This window comes from Paenibacillus thiaminolyticus, from assembly GCF_003591545.1.
GTDB lineage: Bacteria > Bacillota > Bacilli > Paenibacillales > Paenibacillaceae > Paenibacillus_B > Paenibacillus_B thiaminolyticus_A.
Genome location: NZ_QYZD01000015.1, coordinates 109,913 through 125,055 on the forward strand (window position 1 = coordinate 109,913; position 15,143 = coordinate 125,055).

General features: G+C 45.5%; 16 protein-coding genes and 1 pseudogene. 12 read left to right on the forward strand and 5 right to left on the reverse strand.

Annotated features, from left to right (window positions below; translation table 11 throughout):
- The first annotated feature begins 16 nt into the window (after positions 1–16).
- A complete protein-coding gene (locus DQX05_RS17030) occupies positions 17–838 on the forward strand; it encodes a carbohydrate ABC transporter permease (RefSeq protein ID WP_119794729.1) in 822 nt (273 codons plus the stop codon).
- Between the two features lie 24 nt (positions 839–862).
- The gene (locus DQX05_RS17035; protein ID WP_119794730.1) at positions 863–1,876 is read left to right on the forward strand and encodes a zinc-dependent alcohol dehydrogenase; all 1,014 of its coding nucleotides are present in this window, start codon (positions 863–865) and stop codon (positions 1,874–1,876) included.
- A gap of 283 nt (positions 1,877–2,159) precedes the next feature.
- Here DQX05_RS17035 and DQX05_RS17040 read toward each other — a convergent pair.
- A pseudogene (locus DQX05_RS17040) lies at positions 2,160–2,705 on the reverse strand (DUF2087 domain-containing protein); the annotation flags it as partial.
- A gap of 367 nt (positions 2,706–3,072) precedes the next feature.
- Here DQX05_RS17040 and DQX05_RS17050 point away from each other — a divergent pair.
- From DQX05_RS17050 to DQX05_RS17085, 8 genes are all read left to right on the forward strand, one after another.
- A complete protein-coding gene (locus tag DQX05_RS17050; protein WP_119794732.1) occupies positions 3,073–3,900 on the forward strand; it encodes a C45 family peptidase in 828 nt (275 codons plus the stop codon).
- Positions 3,901–4,175: 275 nt separating this feature from the next.
- Complete coding sequence (locus DQX05_RS17055) at positions 4,176–4,658, forward strand: thioredoxin domain-containing protein (protein WP_119794733.1); 483 nt, start codon at positions 4,176–4,178, stop codon at positions 4,656–4,658.
- 20 nt (positions 4,659–4,678) lie between these two features.
- Positions 4,679–5,086, forward strand: a complete 408-nt coding sequence (locus tag DQX05_RS17060) for a TlpA family protein disulfide reductase (RefSeq protein ID WP_119794734.1) — start codon at positions 4,679–4,681, stop codon at positions 5,084–5,086.
- 24 nt (positions 5,087–5,110) lie between these two features.
- Positions 5,111–5,611 carry a MauE/DoxX family redox-associated membrane protein gene (locus DQX05_RS33215; RefSeq protein WP_119794735.1) on the forward strand — a complete coding sequence of 167 codons (501 nt, stop codon included), beginning with the start codon at positions 5,111–5,113 and terminating at the stop codon, positions 5,609–5,611.
- On the forward strand, positions 5,598–6,026 hold the full coding sequence (locus DQX05_RS17070; RefSeq protein ID WP_119794736.1) for a hypothetical protein: 429 nt from the start codon (positions 5,598–5,600) through the stop codon (positions 6,024–6,026). The genes DQX05_RS33215 and DQX05_RS17070 overlap by 14 nt, the downstream gene beginning before the upstream one ends.
- An 18-nt stretch (positions 6,027–6,044) precedes the next feature.
- Positions 6,045–6,443, forward strand: a complete 399-nt coding sequence (locus DQX05_RS17075; protein ID WP_119794737.1) for a hypothetical protein — start codon at positions 6,045–6,047, stop codon at positions 6,441–6,443.
- A 4-nt stretch (positions 6,444–6,447) separates the two neighbouring features.
- Entirely contained in the window at positions 6,448–8,268 is a 1,821-nt protein-coding gene (locus tag DQX05_RS17080; protein WP_119794738.1) for an ABC transporter ATP-binding protein, read from the forward strand.
- Positions 8,269–8,553: 285 nt separating this feature from the next.
- Positions 8,554–9,897: an ABC transporter substrate-binding protein gene (locus tag DQX05_RS17085; RefSeq protein ID WP_182914794.1), complete on the forward strand. Its 1,344-nt coding sequence runs from the start codon at positions 8,554–8,556 to the stop codon at positions 9,895–9,897.
- Positions 9,898–10,269: 372 nt separating this feature from the next.
- Here DQX05_RS17085 and DQX05_RS17090 read toward each other — a convergent pair whose 3' ends face one another.
- Together DQX05_RS17090 and DQX05_RS17095 are read right to left on the reverse strand one after the other, a co-directional pair.
- Positions 10,270–11,172, reverse strand: coding sequence for an ABC transporter permease (locus DQX05_RS17090; RefSeq protein ID WP_119794740.1), 903 nt, complete (start codon positions 11,170–11,172; stop codon positions 10,270–10,272).
- Positions 11,173–11,186: 14 nt separating this feature from the next.
- The gene (locus DQX05_RS17095; RefSeq protein WP_119794741.1) at positions 11,187–12,092 is read right to left on the reverse strand and encodes an ABC transporter permease subunit; all 906 of its coding nucleotides are present in this window, start codon (positions 12,090–12,092) and stop codon (positions 11,187–11,189) included.
- Positions 12,093–12,383: 291 nt separating this feature from the next.
- Between DQX05_RS17095 and DQX05_RS17100 the strand changes: the two genes are divergently transcribed.
- Both DQX05_RS17100 and DQX05_RS17105 read left to right on the forward strand, forming a co-directional pair.
- Entirely contained in the window at positions 12,384–12,923 is a 540-nt protein-coding gene (locus DQX05_RS17100) for an RNA polymerase sigma factor (protein ID WP_119794742.1), read from the forward strand.
- 20 nt (positions 12,924–12,943) lie between these two features.
- Positions 12,944–13,930 carry a hypothetical protein gene (locus DQX05_RS17105; RefSeq protein WP_119794743.1) on the forward strand — a complete coding sequence of 329 codons (987 nt, stop codon included), beginning with the start codon at positions 12,944–12,946 and terminating at the stop codon, positions 13,928–13,930.
- Here the strand turns inward: DQX05_RS17105 and DQX05_RS17110 are convergent.
- Both DQX05_RS17110 and DQX05_RS17115 read right to left on the reverse strand, forming a co-directional pair.
- The gene (locus tag DQX05_RS17110) at positions 13,927–14,298 is read right to left on the reverse strand and encodes a DUF4363 family protein (RefSeq protein WP_087444846.1); all 372 of its coding nucleotides are present in this window, start codon (positions 14,296–14,298) and stop codon (positions 13,927–13,929) included. The two genes, DQX05_RS17105 and DQX05_RS17110, sit on opposite strands and share 4 nt — an antisense overlap.
- Before the next feature lie 20 nt (positions 14,299–14,318).
- Complete coding sequence (locus DQX05_RS17115; protein ID WP_220483191.1) at positions 14,319–15,035, reverse strand: DUF421 domain-containing protein; 717 nt, start codon at positions 15,033–15,035, stop codon at positions 14,319–14,321.
- Positions 15,036–15,143 lie beyond the last annotated feature (108 nt).

Sequence of the window (15,143 nt, forward strand, 5' to 3'; positions counted from 1 at the left end):
CGAAGGAGGGGCTCGCATGAATATTCGATTGAAGCATAAAGCCGCCATTTATGTGCTGCTCGTCATTCTCGGCATCCTGTTCTTTTTTCCTTTTGCGATGATGATTCTCGGTTCGCTGCAAAAGGTGGAGAAGGCAACGGCTGATCCGTTGTTCTGGATTCCGACGAACCCGACGCTGTACAATTTCACGTACATTATCGGGCAGAGTTCGTTCCTGCATTGGATTAAGAACTCGCTTGTCATCACACTCATCCCGGTGGCGACCCAGATATTTTTCGGAGCGGTTCTCGGATATATTTTCGCCAAGAAGCAGTTCCCAGGCAGGGAGATTGTGTTCTGGCTCATGATGGCTGTCGTCATGGTGCCCGGCCAGCTGCTCATTATTCCAAAGTATATCATGTTTAGCCAATTCGGCTGGATCAACACGTACGGGGCGATTGTCGTTCCTGAGCTATGGGCCATTATGGGGGTCTTCCTCGTGAGGCAGTTCATGATGACGATCCCGAAGGATCTGGAGGAAGCGGCTTATATCGACGGAGCAGGGGATTTCACGATTTTCTTCCGCATTATGCTGCCGCTGGCGAAGCCGGCCATCGCGACGATCGGGACGTTCGCGTTCATCAGCTGCTGGAACGATCTGTTCACGCCGCTGATTTTCATGACATCGGAACTGATGTACCCGATTACGGTCGGACTGGCGTCCTTGCTGACGAAAGAAGGGAATTTCGGAATCGAAATGGCGGGAGCGGCTATCTCCTTCGTGCCGACCTTCCTCATCTTCGTCTTCTTCCAGCGGTATTTCACGGAAGGGATCGCCATGTCCGGTATCAACTCTTAACATCATAGAAAAAGGAGATTACCCATGAGAGCAGTCGTATCTACAGATGGCGTCGTCCACACCGTGGAAAAGGAGGCGCCGGTTCTCCAGCCTCATTTCGTGCTGGTGGATACCGTCTATTCGGCGATAAGTCCGGGAACCGAGATGTCGATGCAGCAAAAGGTGCAGGGGCCGTTCGCTCTGGGCTACAGCGCCGCCGGCATCGTCAGGGAGATCGGCGAGGGCGTCAGCCATCTCCGACCGGGAGACCGGGTGGCCTGCTACGGGGCGCCGTTCGTCAATCACGCTTCGCTGCTCGCCGTGCCGAAGCATCTGGCCGCGCCGCTGCCCCCGCAAGTATCGCTGCGAAAAGCGTCCTTCGCGGGGCTCGGCGCCATTGCGATTCACGCGCTGCGGCAGGCGCAGCTTCAATTCGGGGAGCGGGTCGTGGTGGTCGGCCTCGGCATCCTGGGGCAGATCATCGCGCAAGTGGCCCATGCGGCAGCTTATACCGTCATCGGCTATGACCTGCTGCCGGAGCGGTGCGCGATGCTGAAGCAGGCAGGCGTCGAGGCGGTCTATGCCGACCGGCAGGAGCTGGAAGCGGCGATTCGGGAGCTGACGAATGGGGAGGGTGCCGATGCGGTGCTGCTCTGCGCCGGCGGCAGCGCCACCGATCTGATCGACAGGTCGCTCGGCTGGCTGCGAGATCGGGGCAAGGTCGTCATCGTCGGCGACCTGAAAATGGAGTTCGAACGCGGGCGCATGTTCGCGAAGGAAGCGGAGGTGCTTATCTCGCGGGCAGGCGGCCCGGGACGGTATGCGCGTGACTATGAGGTGGGCGGATTCGATTATCCGCTCGGCTATGTGCGCTGGACGGAGGGCCGCAATGTGGCCGAGTATGTCCGCCTGCTGGCCGGGGGTCGGATTCGCGTCGAGCCGCTTATCTCGGCGGAGCTGCCGATGGAGAAGGCGGACATCGCTTACGCGCGCTACAAGCAGTCGCCGAAGGATACGATTGGCGTCGTGCTGCGCTATGCGGAAGCCAGCCGGCCATAGGAAGCGGCGCGAATGAGGCGCCCGGTTCCGGGATTGGATGCTATCCAGCCCCGGACCGGGCTGTTGCGCGTTTACTCGGTTCCGTGTCTGCTCCGTTGCGCTGTTGCTTGGTTGTTCATTTACTCTGTTCCGAGTTAGTTCCGTTGCGTTGTTGCTCAGTTCTGCGTTTATTCTGTTCGGAGTTGGCTCCGTAGCGTTGTTACCCGTACTTTCCTTGCATGTCTTGAAGGTTGACAGCCAGCGTCGGCTCCTGTCTCCTCTAGCTTGAGGCGCCCGGGCCGGTTTATTTGAGTTGTTTCCAGGAGACCCACATTTCGGGCGGGTTCAGTTCGTAGATGCTATTCTCCCGGTACATGAAATGCTGCATAACAAATTCCCGGCGTAAGGTCGCGAAATCGTCGTGATAGGAGCGGATGAACGCGTTGATTTCCGGTTCCGTATATTTCCGCCCGTGCTCCAGGCGCGAGACCAGATGCTCGAGCACGATGAGCTTTTTCTTCAATTGGGCCGGAATCGTCTTCAAGCGGCCATCCGCCGTGAAGAAATTGTTGATAACGGACTGCTGGTATTTCTGTTGGGCTTCTTGGTCTTGCATAAGACTGTCCTCCTTGTGGGCGGCATGGCGATAGATGAAGTCAAAGGTCGCCGTCGCGTTTATTTTCATAAAGTAATCGTTCAATGAAAAATAGATCGTATTTTTGTCCCGGCGTTCGTTAATGAGGGCGGCCTCCCTCAGCTTGGCGGCATGGTGGGTAATGGTGGCCGGGGTAACGCCGAGCCGTTCGGCCAGCCGCTGCCCGCTGTACTCCTCTTGGGCGATAAGGACGAGTTGTCAAGCAGCATTGGAGACTTTCGGAAGATGGCAAGGAGCGCATGCAGGCGCTGGTCCGATGGTGTGGTGTATATACTATGGAACAAACTATGAATCCGTTAAGCGGTTATCAACAGGCCTGATATTTAACCCATGTCTTCTTAATCAAAACAAACACGTAGAAGGTACCTGTCTAGTGGTGTCCTTTCCCCGCACCCTGTTGCATTTGTCTACTCCGCCCCGGCCGAGAATCAGGAATGTTCTTAACGTTTTTGGACGCAATGAAGTCGTAATCAATAAAATTTGAAATAAATTTATTATATAGTAAAATATGCATATAGCGAATTACAAAACCAACAATTAACCGGCGGAAAGGGTGATCCTTATGGAAAATAGCGATCATAAAGAACCGATGATTTTTGATATCCATGTCACGGAAGGAACCCACTATGAGGTAGGCAAGCAACGGGCGATTACATTTAAGGAACATTATCCGGAAGATATTGACTACTATATCACTCCTATGGAAGGAAAGGATTTTCTCTGTTCGACTGAGGCCCATAAAAGAATGATGATGATTGATAAAATGTGTCCCGGGTTTACTGATGAAATACAGGGATTTGCTGATGAAATAAATACGGAACCAGAAAAAATTGTATGTTACGCCAATTCATTTCATACCGCCCCGAATTGCTGTCAATTCGCTGTTCTTCCTTCAAATACAAGTGATGGGCACTTTTACGTTGGGAGAAGTTATGAGTATTTTGTAAGGGACGAGAGAAGTTTGTGCATTACCCGTGTAAAAGGAAAACCCAAGCACATGGGCTTTTCCCTTGCTACCAATCACTATCTGAGCAATGAAATGCAAGAGTTCGATGAATATCATTTTTGGCATTCGGAAATGCGTTATACCGCTGTCTGGAATACTTTATTGCGGGTAGCACCAAACGTTGATCATGACAAGATAACGAACTTAATGTCGACAAAGTATCCCTTTGGCCCATGCTGCCATTTTTATTCAAGTGGAATGGGAACGCTCAGAAGTATGATATTTGATGTAACAGATAAGAAATTGAAGGTTAGTTTTGGCCCTCCGGATATGAATGAATGGCACTCTTTTGACTTTGATGAGCCCGTAGGAATTCAAGAAGTTGTGTGCAAATATGAAGATGTGCATATTGATGATCCGGATCAATTTTGGAGAGAAATGTAATCCTCTCTTGAATGTTAGGATTAGACCGAATTCAAAATCGACAGGGAAGGAAAGAACTATTGCCTCTTTGTAGGCAATAGTTTTTTATATTTTGGACCAGTTTGATAAAAGTTTACGATGTTTTGGAGTGTTTTTATAGTTTGAAGACACGTTCTAAGTCAATAAAAAAATAAAAGTAAATTATATATGGAAAAAGGATGAAATACAAGGTAATATATAGATAAAGAACAGAATTAACCTGAATTTCCAATTTCGTAAATGCATAGGGGGATACGATGGACAATACTTTGACGAGAGCCGAAATCCACAAGAAATTTCTTAAAATGCCCTCACATCGAAAATTAGACGTGGGCGATTATATGACCGACATCATATTAAATGATGGTATGGGGACAGTAAGAATGTACGAATTAATAAAAAATGATCATATGATTGCTGCATTTTTTAGTACAGATTGTGATTCATGTCAACCAGCTATGGAGGCTTTAGATAGATTTTATGATCAGAATTCGAATTTGAATATCGTGGGCTTTGTAAACACTTCAGAAGAAATATTGGACATGCTAAAAGAATATTATAGTAACAAATTCAGGATATTTTTGTTATCTAAAACAAGGATGAATGAAGAATTGAGTATATATCAATTTCCCAAGGGATATACACTTAATAAACTTGGCCAGGTATTGGTTGTAGAAACTTGTAGTGATGAGTATTGGTACAACAAACTTAAGGAACCATTAAAAAAATTGAATATATAGATAATTTAGGAGGGTTTCTAATGAGTTTAAAAAGTATTTTTCAAAAGGCAGAGAAAGAAATGGCTGATAATCACGAATTTAACAGCAACCGATTTCCTTTCGAACTTTTGAAACTAGAGGAACCAATCACTCGGAAAAGCGTTTTCTGTCTCATTTCTCTCAGTTGTACTCATTGTATTGATCTCCTGCCGGAACTTAAGCGAATAAATGACAGCAATACTTTTATTCTGGTGACTGATGGAACCGAGGAAGATAATGCTGAAATACATAAATATTTTAATTTCACATTCCCTATCATTTCTTATCGTGGACCCTTAAACAAATTAGGTACTGAGAAAACCCCATATCTACTTCTTGTTAGTCCAGACGGACAAGTTATGAGACAAACTCAGGCGTCTGATATTTCTGAAGTCATGGATATGTTTTAGGTGTGAGACATGAGTTTGAGTATAATGTTGCAATTTATTCTTTCGTTTATATTCGCGTTGTCCGTTTATTCTAAATTACTAGACATACAAGTTTTCATTCAAGAAGTTAATTCATTACGAATGTTCAACAAAAAATTGACTGTCATTGCTGTTTACTTGTTGTTAGTAATTGAGTTTTCATTAGTTGTTTTCTACATTTTTGATGTTTTTCATGTTTGGAGAGAACTAGTGACTATTATCGTTTTAAGCTTTTTTATTCTTATTTTGGTAAAAAAGAAAAAGATAAGACTTCAAGGGAGTTGCTCATGCTTTGGAAATAATAGCATTCTAAACAAATACCCCATACAAAGAAATTTGATACTAATCATGGTGAGCATTCTTAATATCAAATTCAAACATGTAACCTTTGAGTTAGTTCACTCCTTGATATTGTGCTTAATCACTTTGCTTCTCATTATTCTCATTGATATTAGAACAACTCACAAAAATATGAAAGTAGTGAGGAATGTATATGGTAAATTTTAGTGTCATCAGCATTGTGGTATTAATCTTGATTGCTGCCTTATACCGTATTTATTTGGGAGGAAAATTAAGAAAACTGCATACGGAGTATTTTACTAAAGCAAATAATATGTTTTCTGCCAAAAATCCAATGGAACATATCTTAATTATTCATTTTTCTTCTGAAAATCTCAAGGATGTAGAAGAAGTTCTGTGCAAAGAATCAACTTATGAGTTAATTGTTATTTTTATAGGACCACAATGGATGTTTAATTTGAAAGAAAAATTGTGGAATAAACATTCATTAATCCACATTCCATGGAATAGTGAAGACACAGATTTCGTGGGGCTTTCGAAATTTCTTGTTAAGAAGGACAGTAGAAATGTAGTCTCGTACAATGATGCGGTAAGTTATAGAAATTTAAATTATACCAATTGAGTAGAGGTATCGACGATTATGAATGTTATAGCAATGAAAGCTCAACTGATTGCAGCAGAAAAGATAGAATTTGATGCTTTTCGAAATCAACATTCGTTAGCAAATGTTCTAAATTCCATGACTGTACCTCTATTTCCTGCTGCTGTGATTACAGATGTATTGGTTAAAATAAATTTTGAAAGCCGGGATTATATAACTGAAGCGGAGTTTACTGTAGTTTCGCCAGAAGGAAAAATTGTTTGCTCTAAATCATCATTACCTATTAAAAACTTGCGTACTGAAAAAGAAGTTCCGGGTATTGATCTTGCTTTTAACGCAAGATTCCCTGTTGTCGAGAAAGGTAATTACTATTACAAACTTGTAGTAAACAATCAATTGCTATGTGAATATCCAGTCTACATCTATAGCAAAGGGTAATTATATGCGTGCAGCATTTAATAGTCTATTTATTGTTTTTAAAAACTACAGGTTTATATTAGCAGAACAGAAAAAAAGGCTTATTTTTATTACTGCCATAATTATAAGTGAGTCATTTATTCCCTTACTCCAAATTTATTTAATCAAAATAGTCACAAATGAAATCGTTATCGTTATTCAAGAAAAACATTCACCAACTAAGGCGTTTTTATTTATTTGTGCTCAAATCTCGCTTTTTTTTCTCTTATCCCTACTGGCTAATTCTAAAAATCTAATCAGAATAAAACTTAACACGTGGTCAAGTTATAGGTTCGATGAGATTACATCAATAAAATGCGGCAAGCTGCCCCTCATTTATTATGATTCTTCAGATAATTACGACTTCTTAGAAAGAGCGTCAAACGGAATTGGTAATAAAGTGATAAATAGTTATGTTGTTCTTATAGAAATAGTGAAAATTATGGTTACATTATCAGGGTGCATATTTATGTTATATACAGTTCATTGGTCGCTTACCTTTATACTATTTATTTTCATTGTGCCCTCATTATTTACACAAAATTTAGTTTCCCAATGGAATTATCGTCAAGTATCTTCTCAAACTTATTTAATGAGAAGAGCTAGCTATTTGTTTAATCAGTTAAGAAACCGATCTACAAATAAAGAATTGAAATTTTTCAATCACTATAACTTTTTGTTAAACAAATGGAGTGATTCTTTCCTCGAAACTGCAAATGAAAAGTATAAATTGGAAAAGAAAACCTCTAATATAAAATTGGGTGTATATGGTTTCGACAATATCATAACGGGTGTATTCTCAATGTTGTTGTTATGGATTGGAACAAGGGGAAAACTAACCGTTGGTGATTATGTAGCAATGTCCCAAATACTCTCAATGACAGTTTCTTCTGTACAAGGGATTTCTAATAATATAGGCATGTTGATAAAAGATAGTCTTTTTTTGAAGGATTTTAATAACTTTATGGGGATTAAAGAGGAAATAGGGCCTGAACATTCGCTCTCCATATCGTTCCCTCTTACATCGGGGATTTTGGTGGATGGCATCTCTTTTAAATATCCAAACGCAAAAGACTATGCATTGAAGAATATTACTTTTCATATACGTCCAGGTGAAAAAGTAGCTGTTGTTGGAGCTAATGGTTCAGGAAAAAGTACTTTAATTAAATGTATAACAGGTTTGTATAAGACTGATTATGGACAGATTTTGTATGATGGAATTGACTTGCATTTAGCGAATCCTAAAGAATTGCAAAAAAATATTAGTGTCGTCTTTCAAGATTTTGTTCAATATCAACTTACACTGAAGGAAAATATTGTTTTAATGGATGGCTTGTCTGATTCTGAAGAAAGAAAATTATCATATGTAGTACACGAGTCTGGGCTAAAAAGTCTTGTTGAGAGGTTGCCGCAAAAATTAGAAACCGCTTTAGGTTCTTCTTTAAAAGGAGGAGTTGAGTTATCTGGAGGCGAATGGCAGAAGATTGGTATCGCAAGAGCGCTATTTCATGAGTCTGAAATTATTATTTTGGATGAACCCACAGCAGCGCTTGATCCAATGGCCGAATCTGAATTGTTAAATAAATTTCTTCAGATTTCTGAGAATCGAACAGCAATCTTCATAACTCATCGCCTTGGAAGCTGTATTCATGCCGACAAAATTTTGGTATTAGAAGATGGTATATTGGTAGAGTCTGGTACTCATTACAAATTAATGGAAAAGGGAAGTACATATGCAAAAATGTATGAATCTCAGGCGAATTGGTACCTCCCCAAAAAGAAATTTTCAAGTTATGAAGGGAGGTGAAAAAATGGCAGGATGTCTTAGTGGTTGGGCACCTACAACGATGATGACATGCAGTTCTAAAGAGGAATGCACCAGCAACCCGTGCGGCGATAGAAAAGCAAAATATCGTCATAATTATGTCGCCTGCGAGGTATCTCCAACAACTGTAACCTGTGCTACGTTCGGTTACCCGGGAGATGGCGTTTGCTACGATTGTCATTGGCAAGATTCGGAATTTGTAAGTTGTTGCTAAGACGTAAGGGGCCGCGTTTGTATGCGGCTCCTTACTGAATGTGGAGGTATGATATGATTCGAAAAATAGTAAAGACCATATTGGCGCTTTCATTTGTTGTTGTTGTAATGACAGCATGCCAAACTGAGAAACAAGAGATCGAAAATCCCCAGCTTCGGATATTATATTGGGATGAAGCAAGCTTCTTGAACAGATATGGGAACATGTTTCTTGCCACTCATCCTAATTATAAAATTGAAGTTATTCCTTTAAAAGGAGAGCTTGTGCCAGGCAAAGACCCGATTGAAGTTATCAAGAAAATGATCCAGAATAAACAACCTGATATTGTTCAGACGGATTTGGATGCTTATAAGATACTGGTTAAACAAAACCTATTATTGTCGTTAGATGAGTTCATGAAGCAAGACGGCTATAACCTTGATGATTATGTTCCCGCGGTGCTCGGTGCACTTAAGGATGAGGAGAATGGGAAATTATACGGGTTGTCGGCTACCTTTAACGGACTGGGACTCTATTATAATAAGAATCTATTTGAGTCTTATGGAGTCCCGCTGCCACAGGATCGTATGACCTGGGATGAAGTATTTCGACTCGCAGAACGATTTCCGAAACAAATTATGAGTTCGGAGAAACCTCTGTTCGGATTTTATCATAAATACAGCTTGAGCCCTTTTATGATGGCTTTAAATATAGGTGAGGGCGGCGGACTCTCTATTTACGACCCGGCCAATAAACAATTTACGATCCATACAGACGCTTGGAACAAGGTGTTTGAAACGATTATAAGGTGCATAAAGTCGGGGGCATGCTATCAAGCTTCAGAACCAAATGAACCAGACAAAATGGATGAATACAGTATTCTTAAAAGAAGCTATCCCTTCTTGGAAGGCAATATCGCAATGGCTGTAGAACAATCCAGTATGCTAAGAACGATGATATCGAGCCAGAAACCGTTTGGCGAGTTTGAATGGGGCGTAGTGTCCATGCCTGTCCATCCAGAAAATCCGGATATGGGAAACGGCATTAGCATGAACGAAGTGTTTTCAATCCGCAGCGGTTCTGCAAATAGAGAGGCAGCATGGGAATTCATTAAATATATAACGGGTGAATCATATGGAAAAATAGCGATGCGTACAAATGGAGAAGAATTGCCCGCACGCAAGTCTTTGACAGAGAAAGAAGATAACTCCGGCATCGACTCTTTCTATAAGTTGGATCAAACGAACAATAACATTGTGGAATACCTGCGATTGCTTCCTTCAGAGGTCATCGGCCAGCTAGATCAAAGCGCGAGCAAATACCTAGGAGAGGTGTCATCTGGTCAGCTGACGGTAGCTGAGGCACTGGAAGCGATACAGAATGAAGTGCAATCTGTAATGGAGGAGCCTGTGTTGTAGCATTATATAACAGTTGAGAATTCGGATTATAGACATAGATTTGTCGCAAGTCGTTACATTGAATTTTTAGTCTATGCTAGGCATTCTCGAATACGGTCTGGCACAGACCTACACTTGTCTTACTGCCGTTTCTTATTCTTATACACTCTTTATATTTCTTTGAATGATTATATAGCTCTAAGTAGGACAATTGTCAAAAAAAATTAAACCCCTCAGCTCTGTTAAATTGAACTGAGGGGAATAAACTGATTTTTTTACACTGTCTACTTGACAGGGGGCACTTCATAATAATTATATTGGGACTTCTTTGCTGACAGACTCAGCCGGCAGGCTTCGCTGGCATCTCCCCTCACGCCCTCACGTAAGGAACGGTTACAGCAATACGTTCATGCGGCGGTTGAAATGGCGGCGCAGCCCCTCGCCCAAAATATTGAAGGTGAGGATGGTGAAGCCTATCGCAGCCGCTGGATAGAAAATAAAGCCGAATTTGTTCACGTAGATTTCGGCCCGGTGCTCGGCAAGCAGCGAGGCCCAGTCCAGACTGGTGTTCAAAAATTTCGGCGTGAAGTAATTGACCTCGATCCATTGATGGGTCAGGAAGATGCTCAATACGCCCATCTGGCCGATAAGCAGCATCACCTTGCCCATATCGAGACAGAAGTTGACAATCAATTCAGGCAGGATCGCCGGCATATAATAGCTCTTTGACATCCGCCACGGGCTCAAGCCGAGACTGTTGCCCGCTTCGACGTACAACTCCCGCGACAACTTATGCGTATGCTCCTGAACGATATGGGCAACGCGGCCCGCCTCGATGACGGCCACGATAATAATGACCCACCACAGCTGATTGTCCGAGGTCTGGATAAAAGGGACGCTTACCAGCAGCACCGCCGAAAAGATGGACGGCAAAAAGGAGAACGCCTGATTCATGCTGTTCACGATAAAATGGGCAATCCCTTTCTTGCGCCGGGCCATCAGCCCAAGGGGGATGGCAATCAAATAGCGGACCACCGTAATCGTCAATACGATGAGAACGGTCGACTTTGTGCCGATGATCAGCTTGCTGAGCAGGTCGACGCCGTTCTTGTCCGAGCCTAACGGATTGAGCGCAGAGGGCGGATACGGGGGCAGCTGCAGCTTGTTATGCTCGTTGAAGCGATGCTTTACTTCTTGCAATTCTTGGTCGACGAAGGGAAGCTCGGGGCCGAAAAACATAAAGAACACGATAATGGCCAGCATCGCGGCTCCGATCCACAAAGTTATATTTTTCATGTCGTTCTCCTTCCTTACCTCGCTTCGAAATGTCTTCTTGCCGCCAGACTGATCCACTGGACGATAAGCACCAGGATCATAAAGCAAAAGGCGATGCCGATGATGACGCCGGGCTCATAATCGAAGCCGGTGCCGAAGTTCACGCTGTAATCAATGGCAAGAAACAACCGGTATGCCGCTCCCGGATAGAGCATGAAATACTCTACCATTAGCAGATTGGACAAGACATAGACGAAGAGAGAGGGAAGATGCGTCAATATCGTGCCGAAGCTGTTATAGAAGACGTGCTTGTAAAAAATGAGACGCTGGGTCAAGCCTTTGGCACGAGCTACCATTATGTACATCTTGCCATCCTGATCCGCGATGGAAGCGCTCGTGATACGTGCGATATACATGGTCGGATATATCGAGACCAGTACGGCAGCCAGAAGAAAGGAATACCATTGATCCGGGGAGAAAATGCGGATAAACGGCAGATAGCGGATGATATACCACTGAATCAGCAGCAGTACCAGAAAATCGGGCAGCGATTGAAAAAGCCATGTCGTCCAGTTGCCGAAGAAGCTCCACTTCGTCCGCGACAGCTTGTAGTCCATAATTCCCTTCAGCACGCCGAGTCCGAAGCTAAGTACAAGCGCCGTGACGATGACGGCAAGGCTCTTGGCCACGGAAGTCAGCACGACCGTTACGATCGGCACGTTGTAGCGATCGATGCCGAGGCTTCCCTCTTTGAACAGATCGGCAAAAAATGCTTTGATATTGTTCCCGTACTTTGCCCAACTAAAGCTATAGTTGACGTTCACCTGATAAGCATCCATGTGAACATCGAGGTCGCGCGGGAACAATACGATGAGGACAACCATCAACATGGCAAATATGCTGATGATAAACGTTCGCAGAAATTGTGCTTGAAAACTCATCATTTCCTCCTAATATTTTCACCTATTTCACCTTATGTTAGTGATATCATACACGGGTCAATTCGTCTACATATTTATTCATAAATCTGCAAATTAAATACAATATTTGTCGATTTGTGCCGTTTTTTTATTTATGATAAAGAGAAGAGGTTGAAGGGGAAATAAGGTTATTTCGGCATAATCATGTTTTTTTGAGTTGGTTGGTAAGATTTTGGGGCCGGGTGGCATCTTGTATAAGTGGCTCTTACGGAGTGCGGCCGTCTTGGTTCCTGAGGAGGAGGGGAAGCATAAATGCATATGGCGGAGTGGAGGCCGGAGACCGGAACGGATGAGGAGGAAGTGGAGGCGTTCGGCGAATTGGTTCGGCGGCACCGGGAGCGGGCGCTGGGATGGGCCTGCTCCATGGCCCGCGATGATCAATTGGCGGAGGATATTGTGCAGGAAGCGCTGCTGAATGCGTTCCTGCGTCTGGAAACGCTGCACGATGCGTCCCGCTTCCAATATTGGCTGCAGCGCATCGTGCGCAAACAGGCCAATATGAAGCTGCGGCGGGGAGGCCCGTATGGCAAAGAACGGCCCTGGTCGAACCTGGCCCCAAGGCGTCCCGCGCAGGATTCCGAGCTGGACCGGGTGCTGCACCAGCTCTGCACCGCGCCCCCGCCCGAGATGCAGAACCCGCAGGCGTGGCTGCTTCGGCGCGAGCTGATGGAGCAGATCCGGGAACTGCTGTCCTGCTTGACGGGCAGGGAGAGACAGATGTTCGAAGCGCATGTATTCCGCCAGCTTCCGCCATCCGAGATCGCCCGCTTGTTCGATACAAGCCCGGGGTAACCCGAGGGGAGCACAGAAAAATGACAGCAACTTCCAATGGCTGGACGATGACGTGGACCTCTGCGGCGCAGGCGATCTATGCACTGCTGCCGTACACCGACAAGAAGGAGCGCTACACACTGACCGATGTCATGGGCGTGTCAGGACATGCCTTCCGCATCAATATTCATCCGGCGGATGTGAACGCGGCCGGTCCGACGATGTTCGATCCCGGGCAGCTGCTGGAGCATGGCCTTCATCTGTTGGGCTTCGCGACGGAACCGCTGGGCTTCTCGACGCCCGCGACGCCCGAGCAGCTAAGAGAAGCCATTGAGTTCGCCCAAGCGAGCATCGATCGGGGCTTGCCGGTCATCGGATGGAGTCTGTTCATACCGGAGTTCGGGCTGATCTACGGCTATGACGATGAGAAGCAGGAGTTGTACTGCCGCGATCCGCAGCAGGATGGGGCGCTTCCGTACACGAAGCTGAACGAGCTGCCGATGAAATTCGTCTACATGCTGCGGGTAACGGACAGTGATGACGTGGATCCGCTGGAGGCGTGGACGAAGGGACTGCGGTCGATTATTGAATTCGCGCGGGGACAGGCGCCGACGCTATCGGCTGAATACAAGCATGGCCTGGCGGGCTATGACGCCTGGATTGAGGCCTTCCGCCACCGGACGGTCGATCCGTTCGGCAATGCGTATAACACGGCGGTCGTCTGCTGCGCCCGAGAGTTCGGAGTTCGTTTCTTGGAGTCGTTCCCGGAACGCTGGCCGGGGAAATCCGAGCGGGAGGAAGCGCTTCGCCGGCTTGGCACCGAAGCGGCGAAGCATTATGGAGCCGTGGCGGAAGCGCTCCGCGGGCTGCATCGGCTGTTCCCCTTCCCGCAAGGCGGAGAGCCTAACGATCCGGCAAGCGCGAGCGAGGCGGAGGCTCTTCTGAAGACCGCGAAGGCGGCGGAGGAGCAAGGGGTCGGGGCGCTGGAAAGGATGTATGAAGCATTGACGCGGGAGAGCGTGAGTTAGCGTCCAAGATTTTCCCATAGCTCGTAGAAAAAATAAACTTCTTCCATGACAGAGGCATCGTCCTTGGCTACGATTCCTCCCCGGATGCGGCTGAGGATGCCGGAAATATCGTACATGTATTCGCGTTCGACGCTGTATTGAATCCGATTGACAATACGTCTCCATGCATTGGAGGCGTATTCGACTTTGTCCTTAGCCTGCTTCCAATTCTTCTTCTCGACATGCTGCTCTATCGACTGGACGGCTTCCAGCAGCCGATCCTCTTTGCCCAGCGGCTGCTTCAAAAAATTGCCTGAGCCCAGGACGGCTCCGAAAATAACGAGAAGAAGAACAGCCACGGCCAACATCGTCCATTTTCTCATTTTCATGCTGCTCACCTCGCTAAGAACTATTCGCGGTTATCTGTTTCATCGGACAGGTTATCTTTGTACAAGTCAACATATAGCGTATCGTCAGGCAGGATGGCGGCAAAGCTGACTTGCTTGATATTTTCGACACCTTGCTTCTTTAGTTCATGATGAAGCCATTTCGTAGTCTTATTCCTCCGTTGGAGGTTATTGGTCAAAATTTTACCTTCATGCACGACGTCCGTCATCATGCGGGCAGGCGTCACGGTCCGATTCAGATCTTTCGGCGTCAACGGCTGATCTTCGGATTTAAGCAAGACGGAGAGGCCGCCGTTCGGCTCCAGGATGGCGTATTCGACCTTGGTGATATCAAACGTATCTTTCTCGCGCAGCAGCATCATGATTTCATCGAAGCGGATACGCATTTTCTTTAAGTTCTGCTCTAGAATTTTGCCATGCTGAATAACGACGGTTGGTTCGGAATCTATTACTTTGGAGAAAAATCGGCTTTTCAATGTCCAAATCTGGAATAGAAACGTAATGATTACGAACACTGTAAGTCCGATGAAATGCAGCCAGCCCTTCGATGACAGATCGGTCGCCAACGTCCCTGCCAATGACCCGATCGTGATGCCGTTAATGTAGTCGAAGTAGGAGAGGGACCCCATTTGCTGCTTGCCTAATAGCCGTGTATAGATCACGAGGCTGAAGAAGGCGATTATGGATCGAACGATGACGACCCAGGTTTCCTCCATCATGTACTATCCCAGCCTTTCCCGGTTTTTGAATTAGTCTTCCCGGGAGGGACAGGAATATGTAAAAAACCGCATGAATACGGAGAAGACCGTGTCCATGCGGCAGTTATT